The 17,836-nt window shown below is 49.0% G+C and carries 14 protein-coding genes and 1 pseudogene; 8 read left to right on the forward strand and 7 right to left on the reverse strand.

What is annotated here, in order from left to right:
* Nucleotides 1-6: 6 nt before the first annotated feature.
* Together F3I15_RS05525 and F3I15_RS05530 are read left to right on the forward strand one after the other, a co-directional pair.
* Nucleotides 7-1,005 (forward strand): fimbrial protein, encoded by a 999-nt coding sequence (locus F3I15_RS05525; RefSeq protein WP_150016932.1) that lies wholly within the window; start codon nt 7-9, stop codon nt 1,003-1,005.
* A 1,242-nt stretch (nt 1,006-2,247) separates the two neighbouring features.
* Complete coding sequence (locus F3I15_RS05530) at nt 2,248-4,416, forward strand: autotransporter outer membrane beta-barrel domain-containing protein (RefSeq protein ID WP_190314932.1); 2,169 nt, start codon at nt 2,248-2,250, stop codon at nt 4,414-4,416.
* A gap of 65 nt (nt 4,417-4,481) precedes the next feature.
* Here F3I15_RS05530 and F3I15_RS05535 read toward each other — a convergent pair whose 3' ends face one another.
* The 4 genes from F3I15_RS05535 to F3I15_RS05550 all read right to left on the reverse strand — a co-directional run bounded on the left by F3I15_RS05535 (nt 4,482) and on the right by F3I15_RS05550 (nt 7,819).
* Nucleotides 4,482-5,003: a hypothetical protein gene (locus F3I15_RS05535; RefSeq protein WP_150016936.1), complete on the reverse strand. Its 522-nt coding sequence runs from the start codon at nt 5,001-5,003 to the stop codon at nt 4,482-4,484.
* Entirely contained in the window at nt 4,993-5,742 is a 750-nt protein-coding gene (locus F3I15_RS05540; RefSeq protein WP_150016938.1) for a winged helix-turn-helix domain-containing protein, read from the reverse strand. Before F3I15_RS05540 ends, F3I15_RS05535 begins: the two co-directional genes overlap by 11 nt.
* 852 nt (nt 5,743-6,594) lie before the next feature.
* Nucleotides 6,595-7,092 carry a hypothetical protein gene (locus F3I15_RS05545; RefSeq protein ID WP_150016940.1) on the reverse strand — a complete coding sequence of 166 codons (498 nt, stop codon included), beginning with the start codon at nt 7,090-7,092 and terminating at the stop codon, nt 6,595-6,597.
* The gene (locus F3I15_RS05550; RefSeq protein ID WP_150016942.1) at nt 7,082-7,819 is read right to left on the reverse strand and encodes a winged helix-turn-helix domain-containing protein; all 738 of its coding nucleotides are present in this window, start codon (nt 7,817-7,819) and stop codon (nt 7,082-7,084) included. Before F3I15_RS05550 ends, F3I15_RS05545 begins: the two co-directional genes overlap by 11 nt.
* A 287-nt stretch (nt 7,820-8,106) precedes the next feature.
* On the opposite strand from F3I15_RS05550, the gene F3I15_RS05555 reads away from it, so the two are divergent.
* Nucleotides 8,107-8,709, forward strand: a complete 603-nt coding sequence (locus tag F3I15_RS05555; protein WP_150016944.1) for a LuxR C-terminal-related transcriptional regulator — start codon at nt 8,107-8,109, stop codon at nt 8,707-8,709.
* 650 nt (nt 8,710-9,359) lie between these two features.
* Here F3I15_RS05555 and F3I15_RS05560 read toward each other — a convergent pair.
* Entirely contained in the window at nt 9,360-9,884 is a 525-nt protein-coding gene (locus F3I15_RS05560) for an AAA family ATPase (RefSeq protein ID WP_150016946.1), read from the reverse strand.
* A 387-nt stretch (nt 9,885-10,271) separates the two neighbouring features.
* Here F3I15_RS05560 and F3I15_RS05565 point away from each other — a divergent pair, with 387 nt between their 5' ends.
* Complete coding sequence (locus F3I15_RS05565; RefSeq protein WP_150016948.1) at nt 10,272-10,586, forward strand: hypothetical protein; 315 nt, start codon at nt 10,272-10,274, stop codon at nt 10,584-10,586.
* Between the two features lie 907 nt (nt 10,587-11,493).
* On the opposite strand, the gene F3I15_RS05570 is transcribed toward F3I15_RS05565, so the two are convergent.
* Entirely contained in the window at nt 11,494-11,916 is a 423-nt protein-coding gene (locus tag F3I15_RS05570; RefSeq protein ID WP_150016950.1) for a hypothetical protein, read from the reverse strand.
* A gap of 499 nt (nt 11,917-12,415) precedes the next feature.
* Nucleotides 12,416-12,898 (reverse strand): hypothetical protein, encoded by a 483-nt coding sequence (locus tag F3I15_RS05575; protein WP_150016952.1) that lies wholly within the window; start codon nt 12,896-12,898, stop codon nt 12,416-12,418.
* Between the two features lie 140 nt (nt 12,899-13,038).
* On the opposite strand from F3I15_RS05575, the pseudogene F3I15_RS05580 reads away from it, so the two are divergent.
* From F3I15_RS05580 to F3I15_RS05595, 4 genes and pseudogenes are all read left to right on the forward strand, one after another.
* Nucleotides 13,039-13,212: pseudogene (locus F3I15_RS05580) on the forward strand (PhoPQ-regulated protein); the annotation flags it as partial.
* A gap of 2,077 nt (nt 13,213-15,289) precedes the next feature.
* Nucleotides 15,290-16,030 carry a hypothetical protein gene (locus F3I15_RS05585; protein ID WP_190314934.1) on the forward strand — a complete coding sequence of 247 codons (741 nt, stop codon included), beginning with the start codon at nt 15,290-15,292 and terminating at the stop codon, nt 16,028-16,030.
* An 88-nt stretch (nt 16,031-16,118) separates the two neighbouring features.
* On the forward strand, nt 16,119-16,598 hold the full coding sequence (locus tag F3I15_RS05590) for a hypothetical protein (protein ID WP_150016954.1): 480 nt from the start codon (nt 16,119-16,121) through the stop codon (nt 16,596-16,598).
* A gap of 85 nt (nt 16,599-16,683) precedes the next feature.
* A complete protein-coding gene (locus F3I15_RS05595; RefSeq protein ID WP_150016956.1) occupies nt 16,684-17,826 on the forward strand; it encodes a tellurite resistance domain protein in 1,143 nt (380 codons plus the stop codon).
* The last annotated feature ends 10 nt before the right edge of the window (nt 17,827-17,836 follow it).

Below are 17,836 nucleotides of genomic sequence, written 5' to 3' on the forward strand. Positions count from 1 at the left end.
CTGAACATGACAATCCGATACAACCTGCTGACAGCGTGTGCCGTTATAGCACTGTCTGGTGTGAGCGTTGAAGCATTTGCACTGACTAACTGCCATTTTCTGAATGGAAACTCAGCAGGTACAGAGTCTGTAAGCTTTGGCAATATCATCGTCCAGCGTGATGCACCGGTAGGCACCGTGCTGGGTTCTGTAAACCTCTGGCAGCGTTATCTGAGCCGGGGAAATATCGCTGACTGTCCCCGCAATGCAGGCTACATGGCCTCACTCGATGTCGGCGCTGAGTTTGGCCGTGTGACCTACGGGGGGCAGGAGCTGTTTGAAACAGGCGTCCCGGGAGTGGCTGTACGTGTCCGGGCAATCAACACTAACCGTATGCCACGATACAGCGGCACCTGGTGCACGCTGGCGGCCACGACCATTCGCTTCTGTGCGCAGTCATCATGGGGCAATGGAGCGAACGTCATTGAACTCGTTAAGATCGGAAAAACAGAGAGCGGCCAGATCCAGGCCGGTGAAATCCTGATACGGGGTATCAATAACGGCGAGGGTCGTGTTTTTACTACTAACCTGCTCCCCTCCACGCTCACCACGGTGGCCTGCGCGGTTAAAAACCCCAGTATCCAGGTGACCATGAACCCGGCTAATGAGACGGATTTCAGAAAGTCAGGGGGAACGGCGGGTAAAACTGACTTTCGGATTGATTTAGACTGCGATGCTTCGACCAACGTTAATGTGACGCTGGATCCGGGAGCTGCCGGTGCACAAGACGCCGCACGCGGTATCCTGAAACTTGACGCTTCCGCCAGTCAGAGTGCCTCAGGTGTCGGACTCCAGATTTTGTCTAACGGCGCGCCGGTGGCATTAGGCACAATGATGCGCGCGGGAACCACCACCACCGACGGACTCTATTCTATCCCTCTTCAGGCGCAATACATTCAGACCGGCCCTGCCATCACACCCGGAGAGGCGAATGCCAGCGCCACGTTTACCATGACGTATCAGTAAAACCGGCATGCTGCCGCGTCTGTGCTGAAAGGGCGAGGTGGTTATGGCGCAAGCCTGCGCTTCTTCTTACTGTTTCCCGGTACCGGAAGAGGGAACTTATTCAGCTGTTTTCAACGCGGCATCGCACTTCAATCGAAGAAAGCGACGTGCGTTTTAGCGATGAGTGCACCAGGCTGAGCGATTATTTTCAGAACGCGCGGTGTCAGGGCAGCTTCGGGCAAACCCGGCAGCGGCTGAAACAGCGGCCAGGCATAGGCTGAAGCTGGCGCAGACCCATCAGTGCATGTGTGCCAGTTCTCCCGGGCACTGTGCGGACGTGACGCATATGCTTCATTACTCCCCGGGCCCGCTGTTAACCCGCCTGCGCCACTTTTATCTATTCCGGAGAAGAATACCTTTCGTTTCTCAAGGTGGCATTATGCCTTCTGGCTACTGTTCAGCCGCTCAGTAAGGCACACGATGTCGCAAGGCGAGAACAGGCCATGCTGTTTTTCTGGTGCCAGCACTTCTTACAATACAGTGTCAGTTTCAGCTGTCCGGTTAGTAAATTCCGGTTTCACTGTTCAACAAAACGCGTGGCCTGAACGATAGCGTGATGATTTACATCACAGGGCAGGGAAGTCATGACCATATATACCTTAAACGCTGATCGCTATTAAGGTGAATGAGCACGCATGCTGACGTGACGACAGGGTTATTCCCAAAAGAATAAAAATCAAACCATCTGCTTACTGAAATGTATATTGCTGACTCTCTGATCCCGCAGGTGATCTTGAAAGAGGGATTCAGTCTGCTCTTTGTTGGTTGATGACCTGTAAAACAGATACCGGCCCGACGCCGAAAGGCAATGATTTTAGCACTTTTCATTATGCAAACCCTTGCCGAATACAGGTATTAAATCTGCTTTAACCGACTGATATTTATCATTTCACACATTCTTCCTGCTGTTTCACTTGAGATGCATTTCTGCGCCTTTCAAAATCTCCAGCGTTCCGGGCGTGCGGTGTAATTTACTCAAGGTGATGAGTGAGCGCAGGCCTTTTTGTATACCGATTTTTGTAGTCAAGATGAATACCAGTAGTGCGCTGACATAAGCCATTTTGGCCTGTGCTGTCGCTGCTTATCCTTTCTACAACGGCACAACTCACTTGTGATGGAAAAATGAAAAAACAATTTAGCCTGGGGTTTTGCGCAATTTCTGTTGCACTGGCACTTAATGTATCCTCTGTATTTGCAGGAAAGGTGTCCGGGCCCGGAGCATCACGCACGGTTGCTCCGGGAGAAGCAGCTGAAGAATGGCTGGTTGAAAATGCGGCCACGCTTATTTTACTCAGCGGCAGCCAGGTGGTGTCTACGCCCTATGGAAGTGATTTCTTACCAGGCGTGACAGCGAAATCAGAAAGTCTGGTTGAGGCTACGGGAACAGAAATCACGGCGGTGGGTCGCGGTCTGCTTTTGATGGACGCCACGCTCACTATGACGGGAAGCCAGGTTACGGCCGCTGATTCTGGCATGACAGGGCGGACAGCTGACTATGTCTCAGGTGTGGCGATGAACATGTTCAGCGGTGAAGCTGCCATCAGTCAGTCAGTTCTGCAGGGTGAGCGACACGCTATCGCAGTGTCCGGTGATATCGGATTAAACACAGATACCGCCACGATTGATGTTGCATCTTCGCAGCTTGTTTCTGACAAGGGCAGCGCCATTCTGGTAGGCAACTACCGCGAAACCGGTCAGCCAGGAATGGCGCCACCTCCTGTGGCGGATATCGTACTGCGTGATGGCACAACAGTACGCGCAGGCAACGGTCATCTTCTCGAGGTACGCGATAATGCCACCGCCCATCTTACCGTAAGTCACAGTGACATCACGGGCAATATCCTCTCTGGTCCCGACGCGACGACGGATGTCAGCCTGATGAATGACGCCATGCTGCGCGGCAGCATGCAGGGTGTGGATACTGTGACCATCGCTGACAGCGCGACCTGGCAGGTTACCGGTGACTCGGTGGTAGACAGCCTGACAAATGCCGGCACGGTGGCCTTCAGCGACGACACAGTTGGTCGAACGCTGACTGTGACGGGCAATTACACCGGTAACGACGGCCTGATGGTATTTAACGGTCGCCTGAACGGCGATGACTCGCTGGTGGACAAACTTGTCATTCAGGGTGATACCGCGGGCAACACGCATGTCCGGGTCAACAACCTGGGTGGCCGCGGCGTCAAGACCCTGAACGGCATTGAGCTTATCACAGTCGGTGGACGTTCAGCGGGGGAGTTTACGCAGGCGGGCCGGATCGTGGCCGGTGCCTATGATTATCATCTGGCACGCGGCAAGGGTGCGAACGCCGGTAACTGGTATCTCAGCAGTGAACGCAGTGATGGCACCACACCGCCGCCGGATGGCGGTACGACTCCGCCACCAGATGGCGGCACCACCCCTCCAGCAGATGGAAAAAACCCGGATAGCCTGGTGCTGCGTCCTGAGGGTGGTGCTTATGCAGCAAACCTCGCGGCCGCTCAGAGGCTTTTTGATGTGCGGCTGGCAGATCGCCAGGCTGGAACGGATTATACCGATGCTGCTACGGGTGAGCGTCGTTACACCAGCCTGTGGATGAAAAACACCGGTATGCATAACCGGGCAGATGACACCAGCGGCCAGCTCCATACCCGCAGCAACAGCTATGCACTAATGCTGGGCGGCGATGTCGCAACGGGGATCACGCCGGATGGCGGAAGCTGGCGCGCTGGTCTGATGGCAGGTTACGGCCATAACCGCAGCACGACACATTCAGATCTGACCGGCTACGGCGCCAAAGGCACCGTAACCGGCTACACCACGGGCGTGTACGGCACCTGGTATCAGCAGGGGCCGGATCAGGAAGGGCTCTATGTGGATACGCTGCTGCAATACAGCTGGTTTGATAATCGCGTAAGCGGCGATGATGTGGCTGCTGAAAAATATAAATCAGGTGGTCTGCAGGTGTCAGCAGAAGCTGGCTGGGTAGCCCAGGTTGCACCGGGCTGGTTCGTGCAGCCTAATGCACGCCTCGGCTGGTCAGGCGTAAAAGCCGATACCCACACAGAAGCCAGTGGCACGCGCGTCAAACAACGTGATGGTCACAACGTGCACACACGTGCAGGTGTAAGAGGGTTTGCGACGTTTGCGAATACCACGATCAAGCCGTTTGCAGAAGTGAATTGGGTACACAACACCCAACACGCTGCGGTGACAATGGATGATGTGACGGTGGGTCAGGCAGGCAGCCGCAACGTGGCAGAAGTTGCTGCGGGCGTGCAGGGTAGTATCACACCGGCTCTGAAGGTGACGGCAGGCGTGATCCAGCAAACAGGTACGCACAGCTACAGCAATACAGCAGGTACACTGGGCGTTCGCTGGACATTCTAAGCAAATAAAGTATCCCGACAAGAAGCCCCCCAGGGGCTTCTTTTTTTTGCCGCATCCGATAGCAGTTATGGGCCATCAGGAAGGGAAGAGTGCGGTCCGGCGTGATCGTCGCACTTTACGCCGGGCCTGCCCGGTAAGCCACTCAGCAAGCTGCCTCCGGGGGTACGAAACAGCGTTGTATGATTGGTGTGCCCTTTGATCAGCACCGGCGAGATCCAGCGTTCGATTTCGGCATCACTGAGTTTATCACCAGATATACGTGACACACCGGACGTTTCAGTTTCTAAAAGACGATTTTCCAGCCGGGCCACAAATGTGAAACTGCGATCTGACAACACTTCCCGTGTTTGTATCCCTGAGTCGTTGATGAATTTTGTTCGTCCATAAAACAGTCCGTGGCCTTTTTCGCCGCCGTAGCTGAGCCACCACTGCCCGCGTGTGATAACTGTTTGCCTGGCCTCTTCGCGGACGTTCAGGGTTCTGATATGACAGGTACGGGAGGACAGGCCTAATTCTTCAACAGGATAAAAATATGCCACGACAGGCAGCAGGAGGCTGCAGCTGATGACAAGCGATTTAATAACCATGATCGCCTCGTACAATGACCATTGATACGCAATGAGAATCGGCGTGGTCCATGGGAGCCTCACAGATAAAGGCTGAGGTAAACTCAGACAAATCAGTCTTGTTAAGATAAATATGCCGATACGCTGCCGGGGCATAGCCCCCTTTTTGGGCAGCTGTTTCAACAGCACCTGCTTCACCGGCGGGCGATTCATAACCCGATTGCACATAAACAGAGGAGCCGGCAGGGGTCGTGTTCTGCAGCCTGTAAGTCACTGCGTCAAACACGGATGTATACCTGAACCAGACAATGGTGACGCTGACGATCAGCGAAATCACGCCGCACATAATCAGCAGGCGGTATCCTGACCACGTAGCTTGTCTGGTGTTTACAGGTTCAGCCTTTTCGTTGACGGGGACGGGGGGAAGAGTGGTTTCACCCTCATATTCCGTCACGACGCCTGGCGTCAGAGAATATCCCTGACGTGGTTGAGTGGTGAGAACATCCGCCGAGGCGCCAACAGATACCAGCGCCCGACGAACCTGCGTAATGACCTGCCGGACAGAGGCATCAGACACCATAATGCCCCGGGTTCCCCAGCAGGCTTCAAAAATCTGCGTTTTATTAACAATGTTACCCTGATGCGTCAGTAACAATTTCAGGCAAGCTGTTGCCGCTTCCCCTAATGCTGCTTTTTTTNAGATAACCTCAGCCCGCGTAGGACTGAACAGAATCTGCCCGACGCCTGTTTCTGTAGTCATACTGCTTCCTGTTTATCAATCACAAAGCGATTCCGATGCTGACCTGTGTCGTTATTCAGGCGTGGTTCACGGCTCACAGATAGCCTGGCAGACATTCTGTATAAAGTGCTGCTGTTTACGCATGTTTAGCTCCGTGGCCAACTATATGATTGATAGCTGATTAAGTCACAAACTTTGTGGCTTTGCTCTTGTGCGTGTTTATTCACGCTCTGATTTAGAGGCACATTGCGTAATGTTTAAAGCCTGACGCACCGGGAGCATGCGAATTTCAGTTCGTGATGCTCTGCCGGGGCCGCGTTTGTGGCATACCGGCTCCCGCACGTGTTGGGGATCGCTCGCTGACAGACTCACCTTTGTCGTTATCATGACGCTAAAAGCGCGCACGATGACATTGATGTCTCAGCGGATGGCCCGATAAGTGTAAGAAAAGATAGGGCGAGCACGGAATCAGGTGCCCAAAGATCTCCTGGTCGGGGCAGACGATAGCGTTCCGGCAAAAGCCAGTGTAACGGTAATTCCGGTACAAAAACCGCGACTCAGGCGCGTCATACTCTGAAGCAGGTTGTCACAGCAAGTCATGGACCTTGCTACACAACGATTCCTGATTGATAAGGCAGCAGGTCTCCTTATCAGAACGCTGACACCAGCCCTGTCGGGCAGGGGGCAGCATCGGAGTCGCTAGTTATCCTGCTGATGCAGCATACATGCGTGCGCTCTGCGTTTTTGGATGCGGGTCTTCGCCTGCGCGAAACGATGCAGGGAATAATGGCAGGCACCGACATCAGGCGCATCGCGAGATCTCGACGCTGGCGTGCAAAATAATTGCCTGAGTGATTGCCCCATACCGCCTGATTAAACGGGCGGACCAGCTGCGGGTTCACAGTTAACCACTGGCCGCTCAGGCAAACCACCCAGCAGATTTCCGCTACGGGTACGAAACAGCACGACCGGAGTGGTGTAGCCCTTAACTAACATCGGTGAGACAAAATGTCCGATCTCCTCATCACTGAACCGGTCACCCGAGAGGCGCGATACAGACTGAATTTCTGTTTCAAAGAGGCCATTTTGCTTGTGGGTGATGAACCTGAAACTTCTGTTGATCACCATGTTCCGCTGGGGTTCGCCCTGGCGATCATAAAAGCGAATACGTCCGTAAAAGAGGCCATGGCCGTTTCCGGCGGAGGCGCGTATCCACCATTGTCCATGCGTCATGATGGTGCGATCTGCTTCCTCCCGGACATGCAGCGTTCGGATATGGCAGTCTGTGTATGACGTGACAAAATATGATTTAGCTATCCCTGTGACCAGCGGGGCAGCTGCGCAGAGCAGTAACAGATATTTAATAGCCATGATCGCCTCTGTTGATAAGAAGTGCGGTACAGCGGGACACAGGGCTATCGAGCGGTGCTGCACAGAGAAAGGCAGAGCTGTTCTCGCTGAGATCGGTGTGGTTGAGATACACATAGGTATGGGTTTCAGGCGACAATCCTGCTTTTATAGCGGCCGCTAAAACCTGATCTGCCTCATCCTGCGCTGGCAGGTAAGGCTGCTGCACAAACAGCTTAATCCCTTCAGGCCCCGGATAACTGACATAATTCAGAGGCGTCATCGCGTCTGAAAAGGGACCATACCAAAGCACGGTACAAAGCATAAGCGAAGCGAATAGCGCGCATAACAGAACATAGTGGACTGGCACACGGTGCCTGCCTGGTTTTTGCCCTGAAGCGTGATCTGCAGTGGTCGGCACAGCAGAATGAAAAGCGGACATTTTTACTGTACTGGCCTGCAGCATATAGCCCTGACGGGGAACTGTTATGATTATATTTTCCGGCATACCGATTTTCTGAAAACTCCTGCGCAACTGCGTGATCAATTGCCGCACAGAGGCATCGGACACGATTAACCCTTTGCTTTGCCAGCATACAGATAAAATCTCCTCTTTTGTTACAACATGCTTTTCATGCTCAGATAACAATGCGAGACAGCGTGCCGCTGTCTCGCTCAGCACAGTCCGGCCACGAGAGGTGGAAATGCTGTTATCTGCACGATTAAAGTTAACGTATTCCGTATCTGACATGGATTACTCTTTTTACAACAACAGGTTTGCTCTGAAGGTCGATGGACAGTGTAAAACTGTTTTTCAGGTGGGTTCAGAGAATTATCCGAAGACTGTATTTAACGAGCCTTCTCTCTGGGCTCTTTTCAGGCAGAGATCTTTTGTGAAATTTCATTTCACATCTGCTTTTTAGCCTTGATTTTAATGCTTTTTATCTTGATATCTCGATTTCACGTGAAATGAAGAGCCGACGCATTTACAGAAATAAATGAGCACGTAAAGTTTCCACAAACTCTGTGGGGGCACTTATGCAAATCATTACAGCCAATACCTATCTTGCTGGCGGATTCGCCAGTCTGTGTGAGACGCTGGATAACAACATGCACCTGAAGCTCCGGCGTTTGTCCGTTATTGATGTCACCCGGCTTGAGGCATTGCCATTTCTGGCGATTGACGTCCAGCGTAATAGTAAGATGCACATCACCGGACAGGATCCGGTACTTTTACTGACCAGCGTGCCTGAACTGTTAGGCGAAAAACGACTGAACCAGGCAGTGGTTCCGCTCTCACTGCCGGTTGAAGTGCTTAAAAAGAGGTTGATTTCTGCTGTGAGCCCGGGCGTCAATCTCATGACACTTATGCACAGACTGAAACTCTGTTTTGGCTATGAACCACTTACAGTACGTGAAGTAGAAGTCGCTGATTTGCTGGCATCCGGACTGTGCATGAAGCAGATAGCGTACAATCTCAGAATTTCCCCGAAAACTGCGTACGGGCATGGGCTATCCTTGCGTGACAAAGCTCGTCTCACTGGTTTAACGCGCCTTTCTCATTCTGTTTCCAGTTATGCAGACCATCGCAAAAGCCGGGTGCTGCATCCTGTTTCCACAGAAAAATGGAGCCAGCGTTAAGCATCAGTCCTGTACGCGGCGAGTCACCCCATAAGGGGTTCGCCGCAGGTGAATACTGGTACTGAGGAAATAAAGGGCAGGGCGCAACAGGAATATATTGTCTCCGGGATGGGCTGTCACGGAAATCATCCTGAAGCCACTCTTCTGTTAGCTTGAGCTCCTGCAGGCAGGAAATGGCAGGAATTAGAGACAGTAAAGCGGTGGTGTTAAGCGCGTTGGCCATCCGACTGAATAAAGCAGGTCAGCCTCAACCAGAGGGAGCAAAGGGACAGTGTTTCAAAGGGTGGAGAGTTGCACCGGGGGTGATAACAGACGTCTTCAGGCCTCAGGACTTTCAGGATACAGACTCACTATATCATCACATGACTATTTCAGCGCTGCTGACACTGCGCTGGTTGTCTGAGTAACTGATCAGGCAATCAGCCATAGTCGCGGGCGATATTTACCGTGGCTTCTTAATAAATACACTGTTCCGGCCAAATCCGTAACGGCTTAAGAGTATGACGCCCTGGTCAGGCGCTGACTTATTGATCGGCAGCAGAAAAGCTTTACGGGTTTCGTCTGTGCTGAAGTGAAACAGGGATAACCGGGTTCAGGCAAACTGAGATGTCCATTTCTCTGCACATTGACATATGCCACCGGAAGCATAATTACTTTTTGTGTATAGATGCCAGAAAATCATTGATCTGCTTTCTGTTGCGCAGGTAAACAACGGGTATTTCGCTACCATACTCCTTACGAAGTTTCTCTATAGTTGGTCTGTCTTGCGTATCAAAACGCCATACATATCGAAGGAAGTTAAAGAATTCATGGTTAATTTTCTCTGAGCAGCCTGCAGGCAAATCAGGTCTTTTTTGGTTACGAAAAGATCTGATGAGAACTCTGAAAAGGCAAACAATTCTGGGCGTGTTTAGCCATACTACTAGGTCTGCTCTGGGCAGACGCAAATCAAATGTCCTGGGGGCATAATTTCCCTCACTGATCCATGATGAGGCAAGGACAGACTCCGAGACTTTCTCGCGAAATTCCAGCGGGTCTGGCTTTATCCAGCCGGGTTGCCAGAACAATTGATCGAGATGGCTGACAGGGTAATTCAGTATTTCTCCCAGTATTCGGGAAAGCGTGGATTTACCACTTCCTGCATTGCCTAGTATTATTATTCTTTCAGGGCACACACTCACTCCATAAGCTAACGCTGCTTAAGACACGCTTTTACTGATAACGTATTGTATTTCAATATCAGTTAGCCACCAAATATCCCCTCATTGCGCAATATTTTGATAAATACGTATTTCAGGCAACACATCCTTATTAAGCACATGCTACTACTTTGGGCAGATTTTTCTTTAACGGGCGGTGATATGCCGGAGATCCCGGCATCGCATTTGCCCTGTATCAGCTTAGCTGCGGTGATGACGTGGTCTGGACGCTTGTGGTTAACGATTGTACTCTGGTCAACTTCAGATAGCGGATTGTGGGCAGAGAAGGGAAGCACCGCGCCGGGATTCCTGAGTTCAGCGCGACGGTCCGGGTAGGTTCAGGCACACGGATGTTTACCCATTGTGCGGCGTTATCTTCAGGCAGCAACGGTATTCTTTGTAGAAAACTTCCAGCGCTTTCGAAACCCTGCATTGACCGCGTCAGGCGTGCTGGAGGCATGCAGTCTGCGTTTCCTGACCCGCGGTGTGCTCTGCGCGGCTCCTGGCAAAGCGGGTCTTGGTGCCAATACCGGTAATAGTCAGCTCGTTTATCGTGTGTCCGGGCTGTGCCTGATCGTCGCCGTTAGCTGCCTTTTTGTTGTTGATGCGGCACGCTGTAAAACGCCAGCGACTTTTCATGGTTTTCAGTATAGCCGCGTGCGGCGTCTGAACAGGTGAATATGAATCCGGAGCGAATGCAATGAAACAGCATGAGGCGCTGATTACGTTATTCATGTAAACCAGCAGCATATCAGCCGGTGCGCTCGTTAAACCATCGATGCTCGCAGCCGACACGCTGTATCAGCTCATCGACGTACGCGCGACGGCAGTGAAGTTGCTCTAAGACACAAAGCCTGCGCGGCACCCAGAACCCTGATAAGCTTGCGTACAGTCTCTTAAACAACGTTATGCAGTGCAGCCAGCTTGCCGCAGGCCAGAATCTGCGTGAAACTCACGAATGATCTGCATAACGCCTGTCGAAATTACTGAAACGTTCGGCGGCGGAATGCGTTATCTGCCATTGGTCGACACCCTCTGAACAACGTTAAGCCAAAAACTGCGTACCGGAAACCGCAATCAGGCTCCCGTGCAGGCAGCCTGAAGCGATCACACAGACTTATCGCAACATGCTCAGGCTGCCATTGTTTCTAAAATTAAGGTTCGCATAATGCTATTTATGTTAAATTTAATGGCTGTTGATATACTCAAATTGCTATTCTTTCCCGCTTAGCGTTCGGCATGCTTAAATTATTAAAATTAGTTTGCGAATTGCCTTGAGCGTCATATCACGTTGTTGCCAGTTTGCTAGCATTGGCAATGTATGGTGCCATTGCCTCGCCCGCTACTACGCCGTCGTTATTCGCACTTTAGTCTCCCAGTGCGTCCGCAACGGCGGTAGCGACTCCCGCCAGTGCCACATAATTCTGCCACTGCCTGATAGGAAGAATCGCTCTGGACGCGCGCATTAAACTCTTCTTTCGAAAGATTTGCGTAATCAGGGTGCTTTTTATGTAAACAGTCTTAGGTTCCTTTTACGGCCACATTCAGTTTGTAAGTTTTTCTGAGTAAATTTTATCCAAAAGAATTACAATTTGACCAGGGAAATATCATTCTGTAAATTATTGCTGACTCCATGAATAATAGACAGACACCCGTCAACTTCTAGCACGCTGAAACCGCAATTTCCACAATCAAAATATATACCTACACATCCTTCCTCGATTTCACTTATCCTGTACTCATAAATATTTGATATCTTTTTCCCGATATAACTGGTTAATTCTTCAGCTTCTTGTACTGGGTATGCGAATTCATCATAAATTTCATTTATATCTAAAAGAGATGGTTCACAACGCTCTCGTGAAAATTTCGATACACCTTCGTCAATAGACAATGATATCCAGCCAGACGACGTTTTGAAAAACAGTACAATAATTTGGCAAATCAATTCATTCTCTATGAGAAATGAACGGAATCTGAAATTATCGAAGGTTTCATTGGTTAACATGGTTACCTCTGTCAAAATTTTGAAGACTTTTCCGGAATTAACGTATCAAAGTCATATGTTCTATTAGGTAACACTCTAAAGCGGTGCTGACACAGATGATCTGCACCAGTACCATCCTCGTTGTGATATTTCTTCCCAGCCAGTTTAACTTCAGACTGCCCTTTACGTTGGGGCTAAGCTCAAAGAGTCAGGCAGTGAATTAACGCTTTTCTTTATCAGACAGAGGCCAGGATCACGAACCTCTGCCCGACCGCCCTATTTTTTATCCTGTGACCAGGTCGCGCTGCGGATATCGACCTTTACTCGTCTGCACTCCAGTAAGAGAGTGGCAGATACAGCGATTCTGTATAATCATTAATAACGATTGATGCTGGCTGAACATGCTCATTCTCAACAACGACCTGATCGCCATCAAGTACTATACTAAACATTCCCTAGCCCTATCATGGATTGATTTGCTATCAAAATTTATATTTTAGTGGTTTAAATGCAAACTTCATTAAGTCCCTCTCCATGGCACCGTTACACCGATGAACGTATGCGTGCAACAACGACACGTCACTGGAACATCTTCAGCTGTTATCTGCGGATTGACCTGTTGCAGTAATCCCCTCTCATCAACAAACAAACCTGGATAAAAGCTAAAATCCTCACAGCATACGATATCTCGCTGCTGATGCTCATGCTGAGCAACCATCCAGAAAATTGGATCCGATTGATCTAGACGTTTTACGGCTTCGCTAAAGACCCTATCCCAACGCTGTCCAATTTTACTCAGCAGAAAATGGAACAACGGCGAATAATCGCGGCCACGATGCTGCTTACCATGCATCGATGCCCGCAGAGGTAAATCTTCATCGGATGTTCTCTTTTTGTTTCTTTCCCAGCGATAATCTCCGCCGGGGTTATTCGAGTGATGACGCGTCGTTGTGTTTTTGCTGCGGTAAAGCTTGCGGGATTTGTTCACTTTCTTAACATGCACAATCTAAAATCCTTACTTGGTATTTTATGACAAGCCACCAAATTCAGTATCACGATAAGGGTTGCCATGAGCAATTGATTCTGATTTGTGTTCAATTAAGTCTGCTTCATAGCTATGTTAATTGCATTGATTTCATCATCAGCGGATGGCAGGCCACTTAGATTGAGGCCACCTTCAGTGACGGATATGTAGCCACAACACAGGTGTATATTACTCCGGACGAAAAATACCCGGAAACAGCGCCACCGTCGGCAGGGTCTGCCTGTCAGACTCTTCCGGGTCGGGGACTGACCCCTACACCTGTGAAACAGTAATATCGCAACCACAATCCATGTTTTTAAACCCGATGACAAAAGCTGCCGGGTAGTACGTTCATCATGCAAATGTCGTATTTTGTAGCTTCTTTTCCACTAGACCACCTCGTCAGGTTTAAGACCGAAGATTTTCTACAATGTTGGATTACGGTAGAACGCTGCAGCTTGAAACAGCGCGATGTCTGCAGGATCAATGCAAGTGCGTAAAGAAGCTGGTGCAACAGATGATTTATGAGCAGGTTGAGTTTTGGACATTAAGCAAATTTTCTAAAGAAGATGGAGAGATGGGTAATATTAACGAACGATTAGCTAAAATTTTGAAGTAAGCCTGTGATTATCAATTTCTATTTTCTGCACCTCAAACTCAAATTTTTTCCTGAAATGTTCTCTTTTGCCTTCGCCAAGATGTTTAACTTTATCCCTTTGATTGAGATTTACGCGCTCAGTCATACTATTAAAAAAAAGTATGAGGCCGTTGACAGCTAACCCAAGCCTTATGCCGCGCAGATCCAGGATTTTTCCCAGCTACCAAGACTGATTCTTTGCCAAAAATCAACTCTTGTTAAGCAGAGAATGCTGACTAAAATACTCAGCATATAGTTATCAAACAAACAGACATGACTATATGTAGTAGTTCAAAGAACAAAGCGATAAAGCTTGATAAGGAGGATGCATAAAAAAAGCTGGAAAGCACGCCAATGCTCCCAGCCTTTATCACACTGAAAATTTGCAGTAGTAAGATGTGTCGTTACCGAACTACCTTACCTATGATTTGACAAGATTATTGTGAGGTAGTTTGAGTTCCCTGTAAAGCCAGTTGAAGGAATTACTATGAGACTCAAAACAGTCTTGATTGACCCAAATGGCAAACCTCAACCCTATCTGATCCCTATGATTTGGGTTACGAAAGTGGCTCTCAATGCGCTTTTCCGCCATTTATTATCACGTTGGATTCCATAGCATTTAAGGGGCAACTGCCCCTTTTTCTCCTGAATTTTGCTCGATAAAATTTTTGTAGAGGATAAAAATAGTAGACTGAGCGGCTAAATTATGTTCATTGAGGGTGTATCGCCATACTTAGGTATGTAGTCTATAAAAAATTCTTTCTCAAGCAAAGCTGGGGTGGTGCTCACCTACATGAACACTTGCAGATATACATACGGAAAATTTCCTGAAATCGCATATTGTTCCAGTATCGCTTTTCTGTCTCATGTTTAAGCTGAAGGTAGTCTTTGCTAAAAGAACTAGCCATGTCACCTGAAGGGTGAGAAAACAACTTTGCCATGTCGATGTAAAGAATGCCGTCAGGATCATTATCCAGCACTCTTGGAACAGTTACTGCCTACCAACCGCATCATAGCTACTAAGAATGTAAACGCCACCAGAGATTAGATAAAAAGGATTAACTGTAGAAATGAACTGTTCACCAGAGAGGAGGAGATCGGAAAGGTGCTGACTGAAACTGTAGCTCTGCCGTTGGTATCATCTGCTGCATTACTGCTGAATTTACGCGCCAGCCTGATACCCCTTAAGGACAAGGGCATTGAACTAAATTTTAATCAGCTGAAGCGATTAGTGTGTTCTTTAATCATAGGATTCAAAATCCTTTTCCTTGCAACGTCCGGCTTGTATAAACTGACATCATTGATAACCCTTCTAGCCAGCTGCTAAACGTTTTAAGTAAACGTCAGCGAAACAGAAAACAAAAACCAAAACAAACAAGTTTTTTTGGGAATAACTGGAACTTTTATGCTCGCTTTTGGTGTTTCTGTCATGGCATTTTCCAATTGTTTTCTCCTTATAATTTTAAGATAAATCTTTTTTTATTTTTTACTGAAGTTTACAATCACACTGCCGATACAAATTTCAAGTTTTGGAACTGTCCTTCTTAGTGATATCAGATTACAGCAAAAAGCTGTATCAGTACGTTTGATTGATTTTCTTTGCGAATTCAATTCTGATTGATACTGGTAATGGATAGCCTGACTCATAACTACGTAAATCAATAACAGCAAAAGTGTCGATGGACAGGACACAGCTTTTGCTCTGCTCCATTTGACCATTTAAGGATAAAACAATGGTGATGAATTTCAAACGCAGCTCATCCTGCCTTCTGATTTCGCTAACTCTTCTGCTTAGTGGTTGTGCAAACACCGGGAGTTCACTTCTGTCTGGCACCAAGCCTGATCCACGACTGACCAGCGGCGAACAATCCAGCCTTTTCAGTAGCTCAGCGGCCCAGGGCTGTGGTCTTGGTGCACTTGGAGGCGCCGGTATTGGCGCTCTGGCCGGTGCGCTGGCGGGAGACAGTAAAAAAGCCCTGGTCGGAGCGGCTGTGGGTGGCGCTGCAGGATGTGCGGCAGGTCTGGCGGCGAACTACTATCTGGACAGCCTGAAAAAAGATTACGCTACCACCGCCGAACGCCTGCAAGCGATGGACAAAGATATTAATAAAAATACTGCAGATGTAGCCAAAACCACAGATGCTATGAAAGCAGTAATTAGCGATAACCGTGCCACATTGACCAAAATTAGCCTGCAAAAAGATAAAGCCGGATTTGATAAGTCCAGTGCCAAAAAAGAGTTGGCACAGGTCGATGCCAACATAGGCGTGATGAAAAATAAACTCAAAGTGATGAATGAGGAAAGTGCGGCTTATCAGGTGGCGTTGAAGGGGCAAAGTGCTACTACAAAAGCTGATGCCGCTAAGCTGAAAGAGTTGAATACCAAATATCAGACATTAAACACGCAGATTGCTGCACTTGAATCAGAAACGAACGGTCTCTACAGCCAGCGCCAGGCTATTACACTAGGTTGATAATACAGGGCTGGTATTATTTCCAGCCCTGTTTATTTTTCTATCGATTTCAGTATTTCCGCAATATTCTCAATTCATGGACGCCCTAATGAGAAAATTTCTACTGCTCGCACCACTAATCCTGGCCGGATGTGCCACCTCTCCTCAAGAGTGCGATTTACACGCCCAGAATCCCAGCTTTATTACCAAATTGAGTTGCACCACGTCGGGTGGATATAGACAAAAGGTTGATGATCAAGAGCGTCAGGTATTGCAGAGCCAGCGCGAGAATAAAATTGCCCAGCAAAACCTTACTGACACGCACATCAGAGTGCAGGCCTCCAGCCAGAAACTTGCAGACGAGCAAGCCCGCTTTAAGGCAGCTCAATCTGATTTGGCGCAAACGCTGAAAAAACTCAAATCTGGCAAAGTCATTAACCAACAGCGCCAGCAGGAAATTAAGCGTCTTGAACAGCTACGGCAAGAGTCACAACAGGCTACTAGCGCCAGTGAAGTCGCTGTGATGGAAAAGAAAATTGCAGAGGCTAAAGATCGCATCGCAGTGCTTGAGCAGGCAAATGCGCTTTAATGCATCACCGTTCAGGTGGCGGAATTCAATGTACGCTGAAGTCCTCATAATCGCCTACTGCTAATAACAACAATGAATCTGAGCTATGCAACGATTAATACGATCAGCGCCGATTGATGATTTAACCCTCGCCACATACGAGGAAACTGTTGCGATCATCCACTGCCATCTTCCGCCTGCTCTCGCGCTGCTGTATGCCACAGCACGCTGCAGTGCTGAAGGTAACCTTGAGTGGTGGACAGCGAGACAAGGTCTTGCCACGCCGCTATCAGCACTGAGCGATTCTGAACAAATCTTGATTCAGCACAAGCGCCAGCAGTATCAAAATACGATTTCAGGATTGATAGATCAGCTTTCAGCTCGAGGAGAGACCAAACCCGCTCAGGCATTGCATGCACTGCTGACGTACTCTCACTCTCTTGACTGTTATGGCGTTGGTGGCGAGCCGGTATTAATCAACTGGTCTATTCCGGTACAGGAAACCTCAGTCCCCATTATCGCCGCACCTAAGAGACATCGATGGCTGCCATGGTTACTACTGCTGCTGCTCTTTCTGCTGCTGGCGTTCGCAGCATGTTGGTTTCTTTACCCTGGCCGCCCAGAAACTGTTCTCCCGGAACAGAGCAAACTGCCTGTTGCGGCTGAAACTGCGACGAAAAATACGCGCTTAACGTCGGAAAACCCCAGCATCAACCTCACAAAGCGCAAAGACTTTGGCCGTATCAAAGTCAATCTGATGTGGCAGCAAGGTCAAAACAAGCAGCCTGTCGATCTGGATGTCGCCGCCTTCATTCGCCTGAAAAATGGTCAGGCTACCGGAGTGGAAGCACTCAGCAAATATCTTGGCCACTATGAAAAAGCCCCGTTTATGTTACTGCAAAAAGATCTGCGCAACGGTGACAATCAGGATGGTGAATGGCTGTTCATTAATGGCAGCGAGTGGCAGGAAATTGATAACGTACTGATTTATAGCTTTATATATGGCGGTGCGAAAAACTGGAAGGGACTGGATGCCAGCATCACGCTACAGGTTCCCGGTCAGATGCCAATCACCACCACTTTAGTTGATGTCGGTGAACGCAATGATGTTGCGGCAATCGCACGGTTAACAAACGTTGATGGAAATATTCATGTTGAACGGCTTAATAGTTTCTTCCCCGATCGGGAGTCACTGGCCAAGCACTATGGCTGGAACTTCGAGTGGACGCCAGGCGCTAGCAAAAACTAACCCAATATAT

The organism is Pantoea sp. M_9 (assembly GCF_008631385.1).
In the GTDB taxonomy this organism is placed as follows: domain Bacteria; phylum Pseudomonadota; class Gammaproteobacteria; order Enterobacterales; family Enterobacteriaceae; genus Pantoea; species Pantoea eucrina.

Excerpts from the sequence above, each read along its gene's own strand:
- F3I15_RS05525 (WP_150016932.1), top strand. The coding sequence starts at position 7 with ATGACAATCCGATACAACCTGCTGACAGCGTGTGCCGTTATAGCACTG.
- F3I15_RS05550 (WP_150016942.1), bottom strand. The coding sequence starts at position 7,819 with ATGTCAGATACGGAATACGTTAACTTTAATCGTGCAGATAACAGCATT.
- F3I15_RS05585 (WP_190314934.1), top strand. The coding sequence starts at position 15,290 with ATGGTGATGAATTTCAAACGCAGCTCATCCTGCCTTCTGATTTCGCTA.
- F3I15_RS05535 (WP_150016936.1), bottom strand. The coding sequence starts at position 5,003 with ATGGTTATTAAATCGCTTGTCATCAGCTGCAGCCTCCTGCTGCCTGTC.
- F3I15_RS05590 (WP_150016954.1), top strand. The coding sequence starts at position 16,119 with ATGAGAAAATTTCTACTGCTCGCACCACTAATCCTGGCCGGATGTGCC.
- F3I15_RS05570 (WP_150016950.1), bottom strand. The coding sequence starts at position 11,916 with ATGTTAACCAATGAAACCTTCGATAATTTCAGATTCCGTTCATTTCTC.
- F3I15_RS05595 (WP_150016956.1), top strand. The coding sequence starts at position 16,684 with ATGCAACGATTAATACGATCAGCGCCGATTGATGATTTAACCCTCGCC.
- F3I15_RS05545 (WP_150016940.1), bottom strand. The coding sequence starts at position 7,092 with ATGGCTATTAAATATCTGTTACTGCTCTGCGCAGCTGCCCCGCTGGTC.
- F3I15_RS05555 (WP_150016944.1), top strand. The coding sequence starts at position 8,107 with ATGCAAATCATTACAGCCAATACCTATCTTGCTGGCGGATTCGCCAGT.